Here is a 14,200-nt window from a genome sequence, read left to right as displayed (position 1 = left end):
CTAAAAAATTTTACCATAAAACCAGCCTAAAATCAGTTTATATTAAACCGTAAGCACGCTTTTCATTTGGTGTAAGCGGCCTGCTAAACGCCCCTACTTCCAAATCAATCAGCGTATTTTTTCCCACTTTAGTTTTTATTTTATTATAGTACTTTATTTTACTTTTTAGGGTTGAAACGTTGCCAATAACTACATTCCCGTTTTTCATTAGAAAAATCACTTGTGATTTTCTTCGGGTATTACCACTTAATAATTTAATTTGATCCTGAAAATCAGGTGGTAAACTATTGAATAAATGAAGAATTTTTTTGAGAGATACTTCATGATTGTAGCCTACAAAAACTGGTTTATCTGGATATACTTTTGACCAAGGAATAAACTGAGACCCTAATTTTCCCTGAGTAAGTATTTTACGATATCCTTTAGAAGTCTTAATGTAGCCTTTTGTAGGGTATTCATCAATTTCAATTATTAAATGATTAAAGTCTTTAACTTGAACTTTGATGTTTTTTATTTCTGAGTATTTGGCAGAAAGTTTACGGGATACGCCATTTTTATTAAAAAGATAATCGACTACTTTGTCACTAGCTTTAATATCTGTTGCTTTTACAACTTCTTTTACTGGTAAATCATTTTCCCCGTTAATTTGAATACTTTGAACATTTGCCAGAGGAGAAATATAATAGCCAAGTCCCAAAAGTGCTATTACCGAAACACCTATTATTAGACCCAGTCTCTTTAATAGTGCGGATTTACGTTCATTATGTAATTTAGAAAGAGAGGCAGAGATTTTGGTATTAGTTCTAGAATTTTTCTTTTTCTTACTTGATTGATGACTTAAATATGGCGATAGCTTTTCTTTAGGGTCAATTTTTGTTACTCGCTTTTTGGTCAACTGCCTCACCTTCTTTTTATTTAGCTAAATCCTGCATTACTTTAATTACTTCATCAGACGCATCAGAAACTCCCAGTTTTTTGGATGCCTTACTCATTTCTGTATAGTATTTACGATCCAACACGATATGATCAATTGAAGAAATAAAGTTATTAATATTAAGTTCATTTTCCGCAATCACTGTCGCTGCGCCGGCTTTTTCAAGATCAAGAGCATTTTTCATTTGGTGATCATTAGTTACATTTGGACTAGGAATCAAAATAGCTGGAACACCTAAAGCGGTAAATTCCGCAATACTAGTGGCTCCTGAACGCGAAACCACACAAATCATTTTTGGTAAAAGTGCTGGCATATCCTTAACATACGGTAATATTTTGATACTTTCACCATAATTAACATTGGTTAGTTTTTCTGCAATTTTTTGATAATAATAAGTTCCTGTCACCCAAATGACTTGGTATGGCTTAGTTTCAAGCCGAGTCAGTGATTTTAACATTATCCGGTTGATAGCCAAAGCACCACGAGAGCCGCCAAAAACTAATACTGTAGGTATTTGAGGATTAAGACCCCATTTGCTTTGCAAATCAATCTTGGTTGATGACAGATTTAGTACTTGCTGAGAACGTGGATTTCCAGTTTTTACCAACTTTTTCTTTTCCGAAAATTGCTTGGCAGCATCATCAAACGTATAACAAATTTTGTTTACATAGTGTCCTAAAAACTTATTAGCAACGCCAACTACTGAATTTGATTCATGAATCATAGTTGGAATCTTCATTTTTGCTGCTTCGTACACTAGGGCACCACTGACATAGCCACCAGTTCCCATCACAATATCAGGCTTAAAATCATTAATAATTTTTTGAGCTTTTTTTGTGGCCTTAAGAAACAAACTAATTGTAGCAAAATTACTCATTATATGTTTACGGGAAAACCCGCGCATTTCAATCGTTTTAAAATTTACTCCTGCTGCTGGAACTATCTTAGCTTCAAGGCCATTTTTGGTACCAACAAAGAGTATTTCATCATTGGTCGCCAAATTGCGCTCTTTTAATCGTTCAATAATTGCCATAATAGGATAAATATGGCCGCCTGTTCCTCCACCTGTAAATATTATTCTCATTTTATTTAGTCTTCAATTCCTTTATAAAGTTAACAAAATAGTCTCCACGTTCTTCAAAGGTTCGAAATTGATCCCATGACGCACAAGCTGGTGAAAATAACAATACATCACCAGGATTTGTTAATTCATATGCTCTTGGTACTGCTTCTTGTAATGTATTTTCAATGACAATGTTTTTAATGCCAGCTTTACGAGCTGCATCAGCCAGTAAATAACGAGTTTCGCCATATAAAACCACGGCTTTAACATGTTTTTTTAAAAGTGGGACCAAGGAATCAAAAGTAAAACCGCGATCTAACCCACCAGCGATCCAGACTTCAGGATCTTCAAAAGAGGGAATAGCAACTGAAGCCGCCTCTATATTTGTCGATTTGGAGTCATTATAGATTTTGCGGCCTTGCAAGGTCATAACATATTGTAAGCGGTGCTTTGCCCCGGCAAAACTAGTTAACACTGCCTGGATATCGCTGATAGTCGCTCCCATAATTTGTGCAATTGCGCTAGCAACTAAAGCATTCTGCTGGTTATGGATACCGGGTAATTTCATGTCGGCGGTCTTAATGATTTTTTCATGTTGATTCTGTAAATAGCCATCAGCAATAAAATAGTCGGCAGTTCGATCATTTTCGGAAAAGGTTATTAGTTTTGCTTTTGTAACTTTCTTTTCTTCTTCAAAAATATTTTTTTGATCTAAGTTAGCTAAAAAATAATGATCTGAAGTTTGCGTCCTGGTAACGTTTAGTTTGGCATTAACATAATTAGCAAAAGTCTTGTGATAATCTAAATGGACATTGTGATAAATATCAATAATCGCAGCTACTTTTGGATCGATATCTGTTACGCCAAGCAGTTGAAAACTGGAAGTTTCGCAAACCAAGATATCATCTTTGGTAGCTTTTTTCACTACTTCAGAAATTGGAACACCAATGTTACCAACTGCATACGCATGATGGCCCTTTTTAGCCAGCGAATGCTCCAGAATTTTCTGTGTTAGCATTACCGTAGTAGTTTTGCCATTTGAGCCTGTAACACAAATATATGGAGCTTCACTAACACTCAGTGCAATTTCAGGTTCGGTAATAATTGGCAAATTTAATTTTATTGCCTCTTGCACCATTGGGTTTTCATAAGGAATCCCCGGATTTTTTACTAAATAAGCAAAAGATTCTTGGTGTAATAATTCTACTGGATGTCTGCCATCTATTATTTGCACGCCCAGTTTTTTCAATTCTTGTGCTTTTGAATTTTTACTTAAATCAGCCTTGTCGTTTAAAGTTAGCTTTGCACCAAGTTCAAGCAGTAATTTACTTACTGCAAAACCACTTTTGCCGAGGCCTAAAACTAAAATATTTTTACCTTGATAAGTCTTAACTTGCCTCATTGAACTATTTTATCCCCATATTACTAAATACAAGATACTTCCCAGTAAGCCAACAATCCAGAAAATAATGTCTACTTTCCATTCAGAGTAACCCAGCATTTCAAAATGATGATGTATCGGTGTCATTTTGAAAATCCGTTTACCAGTTGTTTGAAAAGAGATAACCTGCAAAATTACGCTCGCTGTTTCACATACAAATACGATTCCCACTAACAAAAGTGACCAAGGCCTATTTAGAAAGATACTAACAGCAGCCAGTCCTCCTCCTAAAGCTAGAGACCCAGCATCACCCATAAAAATTTTAGCAGGCTTATGATTAAAAATAAAAAATGAAATCAACCCTCCTATGACACTCATACAAAAAATTAAAACGGCAAAATTTTTTTGTTTAAGTGCGATATAAGAGTATGTGGCATAAGCAATAATTGCCAGTCCAGTTGCCAAACCATCTAAACCGTCTGACAGATTAACTGCGTTGGAATAACCTACCAACCAGAAAATTACAAAAATTGTGAATAAAACAACACTGTTAACTACACCAAAAAACGGTATGAAAAGTTTGAATTGAAAATGGTCCGTTGCTGCGATGATAATAATCAGAACAGCAACTAAAATTTGTAAAGAAAATTTTTGCCATGCACGAAGACCCAAATTACGCTTATAAAACAATTTTATACTATCATCTAAGAAGCCTATAATACCGTAACCCAGCAAACTGATTAATAAAATCCAGATCATTTTCGTGACTTCGTGTTGCCATACACCAACCCAGATTGTAGAAACTGTGGCTGCTAAAACAAAAACCACACCACCCATTGTAGGTGTACCAGACTTTTTTTCATGCCATTTAGGACCTTCATCCCGAATTTCCTGTCCTTCATGGTGTGACCTCATGAAAATAATCACCCAGGGTAAAATAATCCCCGTTAACGCCAATGAACTTACTAATGCAATAATGCTAATGATCAGCATAAAATGCTACTCCTTTAATTGTATTTTTATTTTTGTCCCGGATTTGACAGTTTCACCAACAGCTACACTTTGTTTAGATACTACACCTGTACCCCGAATGCTTAATTTAGCCCCAGTCAAATCTGCAAACTGCTGCAGCTCATCTTTTGACCAACCTTTCATAGCAGGACACTTTATAATGCCGGCAGTCCGCACCAGCATTAATTTACCTGACTGCTGTTTTTGACCTGCTTGATAAGACTGCTTGGTTATTTTATCACCTGAACCAATCCTGACAAGTCTGAAACCAACCCGTTGAGCGATTGTTTCAGCCTCCTTATAACTTAGCCCCGTTAGGTCAGGTATTTTAATCATTGTTGAACTGCTTAAGCCATTTTTAGACATAAGAATTGTTCTATTCATTACAGGTTTAAAAATTGAAGAAAGAATTACTTCAGCCGGTTTACTCATTCTTTGAGGCTGCTTGACAGTGATGTAAATGCAATAACGCGGATGCTTAGCCGGTGTAACACCAACTACAGAAAAGATGTAATTATTGTTACCTTTAAGATAGCCCCCACCTTTAAGATTGGCTATTTGAGCTGTTCCCGTTTTAACCGCAATACTTTGATTTTTTATCCGGTATGCAGCTCCGGTACCAATTCTTTTGTTTAAAACTTGGCGCATATTTTCAAGAACTATGTTTGCTGTTTCTTTACTATAAACTGGTCTGCCAACATTTTTTATTTGATAACCGGTTATTGTGTGATCATCTGCATCGGTAATTTTTTCAACGAATTGGGGTTTTACCATTTGACCATTATTCGCCAAACTGCTAAAAGCTTGCATCATTTGCATGACGTTCACATCAACGCCCTGCCCAAAACTAGTGACAGCCTGATCAACGGGTGAGTTAAACGCGATCAATCCTGGTTGCTCACCTGGGAGCGTTACGCCAGTTTTCTGACCAATATGGAATTTCTTTAAATACTTTTTCCAAGTCTTAGCACCCATTTGTTGCTCAATATGAACGAATCCGGTATTGCTCGACCGTGGAAATGCTTGTGAAAAAGGTATGCTACCCCAGCCATGCGGCTTCCAATCGTGAATTACTGAGCCATTCACAGAAACTGATCCTGAATTGTAATATTGATTTGGATGGTAGTTTCCGCTATTAACAGCGGAAGATAATGTCAGGACTTTAAAAACAGATCCGGGTTCATATGTATCTTGCACCAAAATATTGCGATAGGAATTTTTTAGTCCCTTTTTGGTCTGCGGATTGAAACTTGGTCTTTGCGATGCAGCTAATACTTTTCCCGTCTTCATATCTTCAACTACGGCTGTCATAGAAACGGGATTAAAGGTATCCTGAACATAAGATAACCTACTTTCAAGGCATTCCTGCAACTGCGAGTCAATAGTTAGATATATATTATTACCATCTACAGGGGCTTTATAAGTATGGGTACTATTTGGCGTCTGGAAATTTGAGGCATCAACAGCTGAAACCTGATAGCCGTTTTTTCCGGTAAGAACGTCGTCATACCAAGCTTCCAGTCCCATGGTACCCTCTAAATTTTGTTGCCTGGTTTTTTTATCATAAACTGGTGTAGCCAGACCAATTATGTGAGCTGCAAAATTACCATTTGGGTATAACCGTGACTGAGTTTCAAAAAATTTAATTCCCGGCAAATTCATTTTTTCAATTCGGTCTTTTTGCTTTTTGGTCAAATTAGAACCTGCAGTACCAAATTGTACCTGAAAAACCGGCTGCGAAGGATTAAGATACTTTAAAATTTTATTTGCTTTAAGAGGTAAAACTTGTGCTAACTTTTCAGCAGTTTTACTTTTGCTAACAACATATTCTGGCTTATTTTTATAATTAATGGATGATTTATCTAGAATGGCATAAATTGTATACAAATGGGAATCCTGCGCTACAGCTAAACCGTTACGGTCATAAATATTTCCCCGATTGGCCTTTAATACTTGATTACGCATATACAATTGCTCGGTCTTAGCGGTTAAATCTTGTCCATTAACGGTTTTTGAAATTCCCAGATATAAAAATCTGCCTATAAATACAAGAAAAACCAAAGCAACAGCTACCTCGAGAAATCTCCCGACTGTAAAACGGTATCCGTGGGCTTTGGAATTTAAGTTATATTTTTTACTAATGTGCTTATTCATTAGCGTATAGTCCTAATATTTTTTTCATTCAAAGCCAACCCCTTGCTGCGAGCAATTTTATTCATTCTTGAGCTTGAGGTCAACTCACCTAATTCTTGATGCAAATCTCCAACTTGACTTTGCTCTTTTGCAACCGAGCGCTGCAAACTAGTAAGTTCATGTTGAGCTGAAGTAGCAGAAATACTAGAAGAAACGAGCATTGTCATTAAGCCAATTGTGATCATTGTTCCCAATATAAGCAAGGACTTTTCGAAACCGGTCCAAGCAACGTTGTGATGATTGAGAACTTGACGTTGTCTCTTCTCTGGATCTCTTTGCTCATTAGGATTAAACTCTATTTTTCTTGCTAAATTATCAGCCATTGTTTTTCCTCTTTACAATTTTTCTGCAACCCGCAACTTGGCACTGTGTGAGCGATTATTATTTTTAAGCTCTTCAGCCGAAGCAACAATGGGCTTACGATTTACTAATCGAAGCGTTGGCTTCAAGTCATCGGGAATAGCAGGCATTCCCCTAGGTACCTCAACGTCGGAGTATTTTTTAAAAATATTTTTTACTATTTTGTCTTCATCAGACTGAAAAGTAATCACACTAATGCGACCGCCTGGTTTGAGTAATTTGATCGCTTCCTCAAGTGATGTACTTAAAGCATCAAGCTCGTGGTTTACAGCAACACGCAAAGCCTGAAAAGTCTTTTTTGCTGGATGCCCTCCAGTCCTTCTTGCAAACGCAGGAATTGCTTCCTTAATAACATCAACCAGTTCAAAGGTTGTCGCAATTGGCTTTTTTTGTCTTTTAAGGACAATTTTATGAGCAATCTGGCGAGAATACTTTTCTCCACCAAATTTATACAAAATATTAGTCAATTCTTTTTGACTTGAGTCATTAACCAATTGATACGCATCAAGACTTTGATCCTGATCCATTCTCATATCCAATCTGGCATCGAAGCGGTAAGAAAAGCCTCTTTTTGCCTGATCAAATTGGGGGGAGGAAACGCCTAAATCATAATAGATACCGTCAATGCCATCTTGATAACCCAGCTTAACCAAGTTAATTTTTAAATGACTAAAGTTGTCGTGTACTAATTGTAATTTAGGATCAGCCTCAGATTTAAGTAAATCGGCAAAGTTTAACTTAGCCGAATTTATTGCATATTCATCCTGATCAAAACCAATCACGGTACCACTAGCAAGTTTGCTCAGTAAATATTTTGCATGACCGCCGCCGCCAAAAGTTGCGTCTACATAAAGACCACCATTTTTGGGTTTTAAATTATCGATTGTTTGGTGTAAGAGTACACTGGTGTGTTTGAATTCCATGTTTATAGTTCCAAATCATCTAAATTTTCTGCGATATCATCATAGTTTTCGTTGGCTTCATCACTAAAGCTTTCCCAACGCTCTTTCGACCAAATCTCAATTCGATCAGAAACTCCTATAATGACACATTCTTTAACAAGACAAGCGTGCTTCTTCAACGTTGTGGTCAGATTCACACGTCCCAGCTTATCAAATTCGCATTCCATTGCACCAGAGTAAAATAAACGCGTAAAACTGCGTGCATTCCTCTTAGTCAAAGGAAGGTGGGCTAGCTTGGCTTCAATTTTCTGCCATGCCTCTGTAGTATAGCCAAAAATGCAACCTTCCATTCCACGAGTAAATATCATTTTTTCGCCAATCTGACTACGCAAACGAGCAGGTATAATTAAACGCCCTTTGCTGTCGAGATTGTGATGATATTCACCCATGAACATGGCATTACCCCCTTCCACTAATTAATTTACCACAATTCACCACTTCCTACCACTTTTTAGTTATAAAGTTTAACATTTCTTTTTTATGATCCGAAAAGTAAAAAACGCAGACCATTACAGGTTTGCGTTTATCTTCAAAAACAAATTTTTTTACTCAAAAAGTTTGACTATATCATTAAAAATAATAATCCTAAATACCAAAAAATAGTATTAACAGTTAAATAGTCCCATATTTTGCGGAAAGTTTTACTTATGGACAGATTCTTATTTTTAATTGCTTCAGTTATAGCAATTATTATAACTAAAATGAAGAAGACAAAAAAACCATAAGGCAAAAACTCAGGCCTTTTCTGCTTCAGGGTAATCAAGTGACATGCGTATATAAAAAAGAATGGTAATAAATCGTATCCGCGAAATTGAGCCTTGGGAAACATCTTATTAATAAGAAAAGCTAAAGTAAGACCAACAATAGGTATCAAAAAAATTAAAAACATTGGCTATATCCTCTATATATCTATTCTCTATTTTATCTTACTCTCTGATTGAAAAAAACTTTTAAGTAGCATAAAATATTGTTCAAACAGGGAGGTCTATCAATGACGAGAAGACATAAGAAAAAGAGATCTAAATTTCAAAAGCTAACAATTGCCATGGCCTGGCTAATGGCAATAATAACTTTAGCTGCTGTAGTAATGCAAGTTGTTGGTGCATTATCTAGCTTTGGCTTTTTCGAATAAAAAAGCGTGAGATCATTGTCTCACGTTTTTTATTGTTGATAATTATCTAAATTTACCATAAAGGGATAGTTAACAGCTAAATTCCACCATAATTTATAAGTAACGGAAGCGAATATAAATGTCCAGCATAAGGTTGGCAAAATACTTTTTAACAATTTCATTGAACTAATACTCGTCAGACCTGTCATGTTCATAATAAGCCAAGTATAGCCCTCAATCAGAATAGAAGCGATTAAAATCGCTAAAATTCGTGCCCAAAAAACTTCTGGTAAAAATCTGGCAGTTTTTTGCAACAGCCAGCAAATTATAGGTAAACTAATGGCATAAACACCGATAATACCAAAAAAATAAATATCACTTACTACACCAGTACCAAAAGCTAACAAAATCTCTTTGTGATTAGTATCATCAAAAAGTGCTATTAACATCATGCTAACAGGTACCAATAAGTTTGTAGCATTACCAATTAAAAAGAACCGGTGAAAGAATAAAGACAAACTGCCGCTGATAGCTAAAGCAATATATAAAGCTAAAACAAGACTAAATTTTCGCAGAGACTTCATTAGTCGTTCACTTTCCTTTTAATAACCGAAACTACAGAAGGATCATTTAATTCACCTGCTGGATTAATTTTAATTAAATCAGATAAGCCAAATGTATCATGGGTTGTAGTAGAAATCGTCCCTACCAATAATCCTTTCGGTGAATTACCACCCAATCCGCTAGTGTAAATTTTTGCACCACGCTTTAGTTTTTTACTGTCGACCGCCTGAGTAAATGCTAGTGTCTTGTTACCTATTACCGTAATAATTCCATGAACTTTCTTTCCGTTAACGGCTTGTGCTTCAACTGCAAAACGATTGGCTGATTTATCACTAGTTGTTATTAATTCAACTTTTGCAGTAGCGGCATTGACCTCTATTAGGCGACCAATAATACCTCCACCGGACATTACCGCCATATTTTTACGCAAGCCAGATGTAGATCCCTTATTAATAACCAACAGGTCTGTCCAACTGTCCGGTGAACGGGAAATGACAGATGCTTGAATAATATTATAGTCAGTAAGCGTATTTTTTACTTTTAATGCAGATTTAAGTTGTTTGTTTTCAGCTTCCAGGCTAGAATTACGAGCTTTTGTTTGTTCCAAGTCAGTAACTTTGCTCTTGAGATAGTTATTTTCATCTTGAGTATTTAGCAAATCGTGAACGTTATTTAAACTACCAGAAACAAAACTAAGTGGAAAATCAATTATTCTTGATCCCACTGCAACCACATCATTGCCAAAACTCTGGATAATCAAAGGAGTATCACGTCTATTACGCAAGCTGACACTGCCTCCTATAACAGTAAAAGCCAAAATAACTGCTATACATGCCGATAATAATTTTTTGTTTTGTAGAAATTTCTTCATTTGGAAACAGTCCCTAAAGAAAAGCCGGCGAAAACAGCCGACTTTTAGTATTATCTGCGATTTTTGCGCATTACTTCAATATTTTTCAGAGACTCACCTGTACCAACTGCAACACAATCTAATGGATCTTGGGCTATAAATACTGGCACTTTAGTAGCTTCGGAAATAACCTCAGGTAAGTTTTTAAGTAAAGCTCCACCGCCTGTCAATACAATGCCGTGATCAATGACGTCCGCTGCTATTTCAGGAGAGGTCTGTTCAAGCGTTTCCTTAATTGCAACGATAATGTCCTGAACAACGTCTTGAATAGCATGAGCAACATCGACTGCTTTTACATCAACTGATTTTGGTAAACCAGTAACTAAATCACGGCCACGAATATTGACTGCTTCAATATCTTCAGCCTTTTCAACTGAAGCAGAACCAATCTGAATTTTAATATCTTCAGCAGTTCTCTCACCAATCAGCAGATTAAAATTAGAGTGAACATAATTCACAATTGCCGTATTGAACTTATCACCGGCTTGGCGGATTGAGGTAGAAGAAACTATTCCACCTAAAGAAATAGTGGCAACATCGGTAGTTCCACCACCAATATCTACAACCATTGAGCCAGTAGGATCCATTACTGGCAATCCTGCTCCAATAGCAGCTGCAAATGGTTCTTCTATTACAAAAGCTTCACGTGCTCCAGCTACACGGGCAGCATCAATCACTGCCCGCTTTTCAACCTCAGTTACACCAGAAGGTACACAAATCATAGCTGAAGGTTTGGAATTGCCAACAGTCTTTTCGATAAAATACTTAAGCATTGAGGCAGTTGTATCATAATCAGCAATTACACCATCTTTCATTGGCCTTATAGCCACTATACTTTCTGGTGTTCTGCCAATCATTTCTCTTGCTTCTGAGCCTACCGCAATTACCTTACCGGTATGGGTGTTTTTTGCCACCACAGAAGGCTCTCTTAAAACAATCCCTTTACCTTCCATATAAACAAGAGTATTGGCAGTTCCTAAGTCAATGCCAATATTTTTTGCTCCTAATCCAAACACGTAAATCTCTCCTTATTATCGCAGTCTCTAAATCTTGAATAATTATAGCATAAAGTGCAACTTAAAAAAGAAAATGGAACGTAACTTTAAGATGATTTTAAAATAATTGTCGTTCACAGAAACTAAAGTAATTTCCTTTACCGACAATGAAATGATCAAGAAATTCAATCCGAAATAGTTTTGCTGCTTCATGAAGCATCTCAGTGAGTTCAATATCACTTTTTGAAGGTAACAAATTACCGCTAGGGTGATTATGCACCACAAAGAAGCCGGCACAGGCATAAACAACTGCCCAACGGAAAATTTCCCGCGGATGCGCAATTGACTTATCCAAAGTACCTTGAAACAACTTCTTTTCAGCAATTATATGATTACTGTTATCTATGTAGATTGCCCATAGTTCTTCTTGCTTATGTCCTGCAAATTTATCTAATAAATAAGTACCTACTTCGTCGCTTGAAGTCATAATAAGTTCCCGGTCTGATACTGCTGAGCGCAATCTTTCGAGCAATCCTTCGCTCAAAAGCGCCAGGCTGTCACAGCATTGACCGCCAGAAACATATTTAAGCAGATCATTGGCATTTCTTATTTTTAATTCTTCCAACTTAACAAGAAGTTCATCAAAATTTTCAATTCCATGTTCTTTCAATTCTCCAAAAAAGCTGTTCAGCATTTCCCAGTCGGTTTTAATTAAATAGTGATGAGACCTTATTAATTCCATAAAATCATTCCTTTCACTATTTATATACGCCAAAACTAACTAACTTTTTGTAAAAATTCACAGAAGTCCTGACAAACATAAACCGCATTCTGATGATCTTCGGCAGTAGCTGGAATTAAATCAGGCACCATCACACATTTCAAGCCGGCTTTAACAGCGGCTAGCAATCCAGGAGAAGAATCTTCGAACGCTAAGATATTATTTTGGGCAACATGTAATTTTTGGGTTGCCAAAAGATAAATATCTGGTGCAGGTTTAGGCTTGACATTATTATTTTTGACATCGTCATAATTTAAGTGAAATTGAAAATAGTTACGCGTACCTGTGGCCCATAAATTATGCTCTACCACATTTTCAGAATTGCTGGTTACCACAGCCATAGGTAACCCGGCAGCCTGAAAGTGATCAAGAGCTTTTTGCACTCCCGGTCTTAACTTTAATTTACCTTGTTCAGTCCACTGCCATACTAGTTCATCAGTACGTTTAATAAATTGGTCACGTTGTTCCTTATTCTTAAAATATTGCAGGTAAAAATCGTTCATATCAGTTGTTGTCGAGCCAACTAATTTAAGATAAATATCATCGGGCGTACCTAGATTTGCCTCCTTAGCAGCCTGAATATTAGCTTCCCAGTATAAATTTTCGGAATTTACCAACAAGCCATCCATATCAAACAAAATGCCTGTGATATCATCCTTAATGCCTTGAACGCGCATCTTTTATCTCCATTTGTAAAATATCCCCAACTAAGTAAAATGATCCTGTTACTAGCAGTATATCATTTGTTTGACTCTTATGCTTTAAATCTTGATAAGAAGTTCGCCAGTCAGCGTGATACTGATATTTTTTTTGAATCCAAACCGGATAGTCTTCTTTTTTAGCTGCACGCGGATAATCAATTGTAGTTAAGTGAACTTCATCCGCTGGTTTAAACAATTTAAAAACTTGCTCAATATCCTTATCTTTCATCATCATAATTAATACTCTAATTTTGCCTTGCTTTTTTTCCTGCTTAAAGTGAGCAAAATCTAGCAGATTTTGCATTGCCTGAATATTATGTGCACCATCAAGGATAATTAAAGGATTACTTTGCAAAATTTGATAACGTCCAGGCACAGTTGTTTGGTTTATTGTATCTTCTATCTCTGAAGCAGAAAGTGACAGATTTAATAAGCTAAAGGCTTGAACAGCGATCCCAATATCATAACCTTCAACTAGCGGCCTGGGTAAAAAAGAAATGTTTTGTATTTGATCTTGATACTCCAAATTTTCTTGAAGTAAAACATTAAAGTCGGATCCAAGTTTTTTAACCAGAGCATTTTCTTTTTGAGCCTTTCGTTGAATAATAGGCAACACCTCTTTTGGAATATTACCTAAAACAACTGGCCTATTTTCCTTTATTATGCCACTTTTTTCACGGGCAATATCTGCTAGAGTTGGTCCAATAACTTGCTCATGATCTAGTCCAACTGTAGTAATCACACTGACTTCAGGTGTAATAACATTAGTTTTATCATGCTCACCACCTATGCCAACTTCAATCACAGCATAGTCACATTTTTCATTGGCAAAATAAAGAAATGCCAATACTACTTCATATTCAAACGTCACTAATGAAAAAGCAGGATTGTTTTTACGAATTTTTGTCAAAACTGACTCTATTTTATTAGCTACTCCAACCAAATTTTGGTTACTGATATTTTGACCATTTAGCTGAATCCGCTCGTTAAATTCAAAAACATAGGGCGAAACAAAAAGGCCAGTCCTTTGACCAGCCTTTTGCAACAAATTACTTAAATAGTAAGAAGTTGAGCCTTTACCATTCGTGCCCGTAACATGGATTGTTTTTATCTGATCTTGCGGATTACCTAACATAGCCAAAATTGTCTTAATATATGTTAAATCTGCTTTTTCATGTAATTTAGGAAGTGAGTATAAATAATTAATCACATCTTGAGCTTTGGTAAAAGTCAC

Annotated in this window: 16 protein-coding genes; 1 reads left to right on the top strand and 15 read right to left on the bottom strand. The window is 36.3% G+C overall.

All coding sequences use genetic code 11. The features are described 5' to 3' along the window. Positions 1-37: 37 nt before the first annotated feature. The 9 genes from Q0R51_RS04550 to Q0R51_RS04510 form a co-directional block, all read right to left on the bottom strand. Entirely contained in the window at positions 38-895 is an 858-nt protein-coding gene (locus tag Q0R51_RS04550; RefSeq protein ID WP_294757047.1) for a cell division protein FtsQ/DivIB, read from the bottom strand. A gap of 16 nt (positions 896-911) precedes the next feature. Continuing rightward, positions 912-2,018 (bottom strand): undecaprenyldiphospho-muramoylpentapeptide beta-N-acetylglucosaminyltransferase, encoded by a 1,107-nt coding sequence (gene murG, locus Q0R51_RS04545; RefSeq protein WP_294757045.1) that lies wholly within the window; start codon positions 2,016-2,018, stop codon positions 912-914. 1 nt (position 2,019) lies between these two features. After that, positions 2,020-3,399 carry a UDP-N-acetylmuramoyl-L-alanine--D-glutamate ligase gene (gene murD / locus Q0R51_RS04540; RefSeq protein ID WP_294757043.1) on the bottom strand — a complete coding sequence of 460 codons (1,380 nt, stop codon included), beginning with the start codon at positions 3,397-3,399 and terminating at the stop codon, positions 2,020-2,022. Positions 3,400-3,408: 9 nt separating this feature from the next. Continuing rightward, positions 3,409-4,371 (bottom strand): phospho-N-acetylmuramoyl-pentapeptide-transferase, encoded by a 963-nt coding sequence (gene mraY / locus Q0R51_RS04535; protein ID WP_294757041.1) that lies wholly within the window; start codon positions 4,369-4,371, stop codon positions 3,409-3,411. 6 nt (positions 4,372-4,377) lie between these two features. Then, the gene (locus tag Q0R51_RS04530; protein ID WP_294757039.1) at positions 4,378-6,543 is read right to left on the bottom strand and encodes a penicillin-binding protein; all 2,166 of its coding nucleotides are present in this window, start codon (positions 6,541-6,543) and stop codon (positions 4,378-4,380) included. After that, on the bottom strand, positions 6,543-6,905 hold the full coding sequence (gene ftsL / locus Q0R51_RS04525; protein ID WP_046324739.1) for a cell division protein FtsL: 363 nt from the start codon (positions 6,903-6,905) through the stop codon (positions 6,543-6,545). The genes Q0R51_RS04530 and ftsL overlap by 1 nt, the downstream gene beginning before the upstream one ends. Before the next feature lie 12 nt (positions 6,906-6,917). Further along, a complete protein-coding gene (rsmH, locus tag Q0R51_RS04520; RefSeq protein ID WP_294757037.1) occupies positions 6,918-7,865 on the bottom strand; it encodes a 16S rRNA (cytosine(1402)-N(4))-methyltransferase RsmH in 948 nt (315 codons plus the stop codon). Between the two features lie 2 nt (positions 7,866-7,867). Next, a complete protein-coding gene (mraZ, locus tag Q0R51_RS04515) occupies positions 7,868-8,299 on the bottom strand; it encodes a division/cell wall cluster transcriptional repressor MraZ (protein ID WP_265666778.1) in 432 nt (143 codons plus the stop codon). 167 nt (positions 8,300-8,466) lie between these two features. Beyond that, positions 8,467-8,793, bottom strand: a complete 327-nt coding sequence (locus Q0R51_RS04510) for a DUF3397 domain-containing protein (RefSeq protein WP_294757033.1) — start codon at positions 8,791-8,793, stop codon at positions 8,467-8,469. A gap of 102 nt (positions 8,794-8,895) precedes the next feature. Here Q0R51_RS04510 and Q0R51_RS04505 point away from each other — a divergent pair, with 102 nt between their 5' ends. After that, positions 8,896-9,036, top strand: a complete 141-nt coding sequence (locus tag Q0R51_RS04505) for a DUF4044 domain-containing protein (RefSeq protein WP_084619544.1) — start codon at positions 8,896-8,898, stop codon at positions 9,034-9,036. A 29-nt stretch (positions 9,037-9,065) separates the two neighbouring features. On the opposite strand, the gene mreD is transcribed toward Q0R51_RS04505, so the two are convergent. The 6 genes from mreD to Q0R51_RS04475 form a co-directional block, all read right to left on the bottom strand. Further along, positions 9,066-9,599 (bottom strand): rod shape-determining protein MreD, encoded by a 534-nt coding sequence (gene mreD, locus Q0R51_RS04500; RefSeq protein WP_294757031.1) that lies wholly within the window; start codon positions 9,597-9,599, stop codon positions 9,066-9,068. Then, positions 9,599-10,450, bottom strand: coding sequence for a rod shape-determining protein MreC (gene mreC / locus Q0R51_RS04495; protein ID WP_122025975.1), 852 nt, complete (start codon positions 10,448-10,450; stop codon positions 9,599-9,601). The genes mreD and mreC overlap by 1 nt, the downstream gene beginning before the upstream one ends. Positions 10,451-10,500: 50 nt before the next feature. Then, positions 10,501-11,505: a rod shape-determining protein gene (locus tag Q0R51_RS04490; RefSeq protein WP_122025974.1), complete on the bottom strand. Its 1,005-nt coding sequence runs from the start codon at positions 11,503-11,505 to the stop codon at positions 10,501-10,503. 97 nt (positions 11,506-11,602) lie between these two features. Next, complete coding sequence (locus Q0R51_RS04485) at positions 11,603-12,226, bottom strand: JAB domain-containing protein (protein ID WP_294757028.1); 624 nt, start codon at positions 12,224-12,226, stop codon at positions 11,603-11,605. Positions 12,227-12,261: 35 nt separating this feature from the next. Beyond that, positions 12,262-12,942 (bottom strand): HAD family phosphatase, encoded by a 681-nt coding sequence (locus Q0R51_RS04480; RefSeq protein ID WP_294757026.1) that lies wholly within the window; start codon positions 12,940-12,942, stop codon positions 12,262-12,264. Next, complete coding sequence (locus Q0R51_RS04475; RefSeq protein WP_294757025.1) at positions 12,923-14,200, bottom strand: folylpolyglutamate synthase/dihydrofolate synthase family protein; 1,278 nt, start codon at positions 14,198-14,200, stop codon at positions 12,923-12,925. The genes Q0R51_RS04480 and Q0R51_RS04475 overlap by 20 nt, the downstream gene beginning before the upstream one ends.

The organism is uncultured Lactobacillus sp. (genome assembly GCF_946477725.1).
GTDB lineage: Bacteria > Bacillota > Bacilli > Lactobacillales > Lactobacillaceae > Lactobacillus.
The sequence above is the reverse complement of the archived record's forward strand: the minus strand, read 5'-3'. Positions and strand labels throughout refer to the sequence as shown.

Bases quoted from the DNA above. Each gene is read 5' to 3' on its own strand.
- Q0R51_RS04480 (WP_294757026.1), bottom strand. From the start codon at position 12,942: ATGCGCGTTCAAGGCATTAAGGATGATATCACAGGCATTTTGTTTGAT.
- mreD (WP_294757031.1), bottom strand. From the start codon at position 9,599: ATGAAGTCTCTGCGAAAATTTAGTCTTGTTTTAGCTTTATATATTGCT.
- Q0R51_RS04510 (WP_294757033.1), bottom strand. From the start codon at position 8,793: ATGTTTTTAATTTTTTTGATACCTATTGTTGGTCTTACTTTAGCTTTT.
- Q0R51_RS04530 (WP_294757039.1), bottom strand. From the start codon at position 6,543: ATGAATAAGCACATTAGTAAAAAATATAACTTAAATTCCAAAGCCCAC.
- murG (WP_294757045.1), bottom strand. From the start codon at position 2,018: ATGAGAATAATATTTACAGGTGGAGGAACAGGCGGCCATATTTATCCT.
- rsmH (WP_294757037.1), bottom strand. From the start codon at position 7,865: ATGGAATTCAAACACACCAGTGTACTCTTACACCAAACAATCGATAAT.
- mreC (WP_122025975.1), bottom strand. From the start codon at position 10,450: ATGAAGAAATTTCTACAAAACAAAAAATTATTATCGGCATGTATAGCA.
- Q0R51_RS04485 (WP_294757028.1), bottom strand. From the start codon at position 12,226: ATGGAATTAATAAGGTCTCATCACTATTTAATTAAAACCGACTGGGAA.
- Q0R51_RS04505 (WP_084619544.1), top strand. From the start codon at position 8,896: ATGACGAGAAGACATAAGAAAAAGAGATCTAAATTTCAAAAGCTAACA.
- mraY (WP_294757041.1), bottom strand. From the start codon at position 4,371: ATGCTGATCATTAGCATTATTGCATTAGTAAGTTCATTGGCGTTAACG.
- mraZ (WP_265666778.1), bottom strand. From the start codon at position 8,299: ATGTTCATGGGTGAATATCATCACAATCTCGACAGCAAAGGGCGTTTA.
- murD (WP_294757043.1), bottom strand. From the start codon at position 3,399: ATGAGGCAAGTTAAGACTTATCAAGGTAAAAATATTTTAGTTTTAGGC.
- ftsL (WP_046324739.1), bottom strand. From the start codon at position 6,905: ATGGCTGATAATTTAGCAAGAAAAATAGAGTTTAATCCTAATGAGCAA.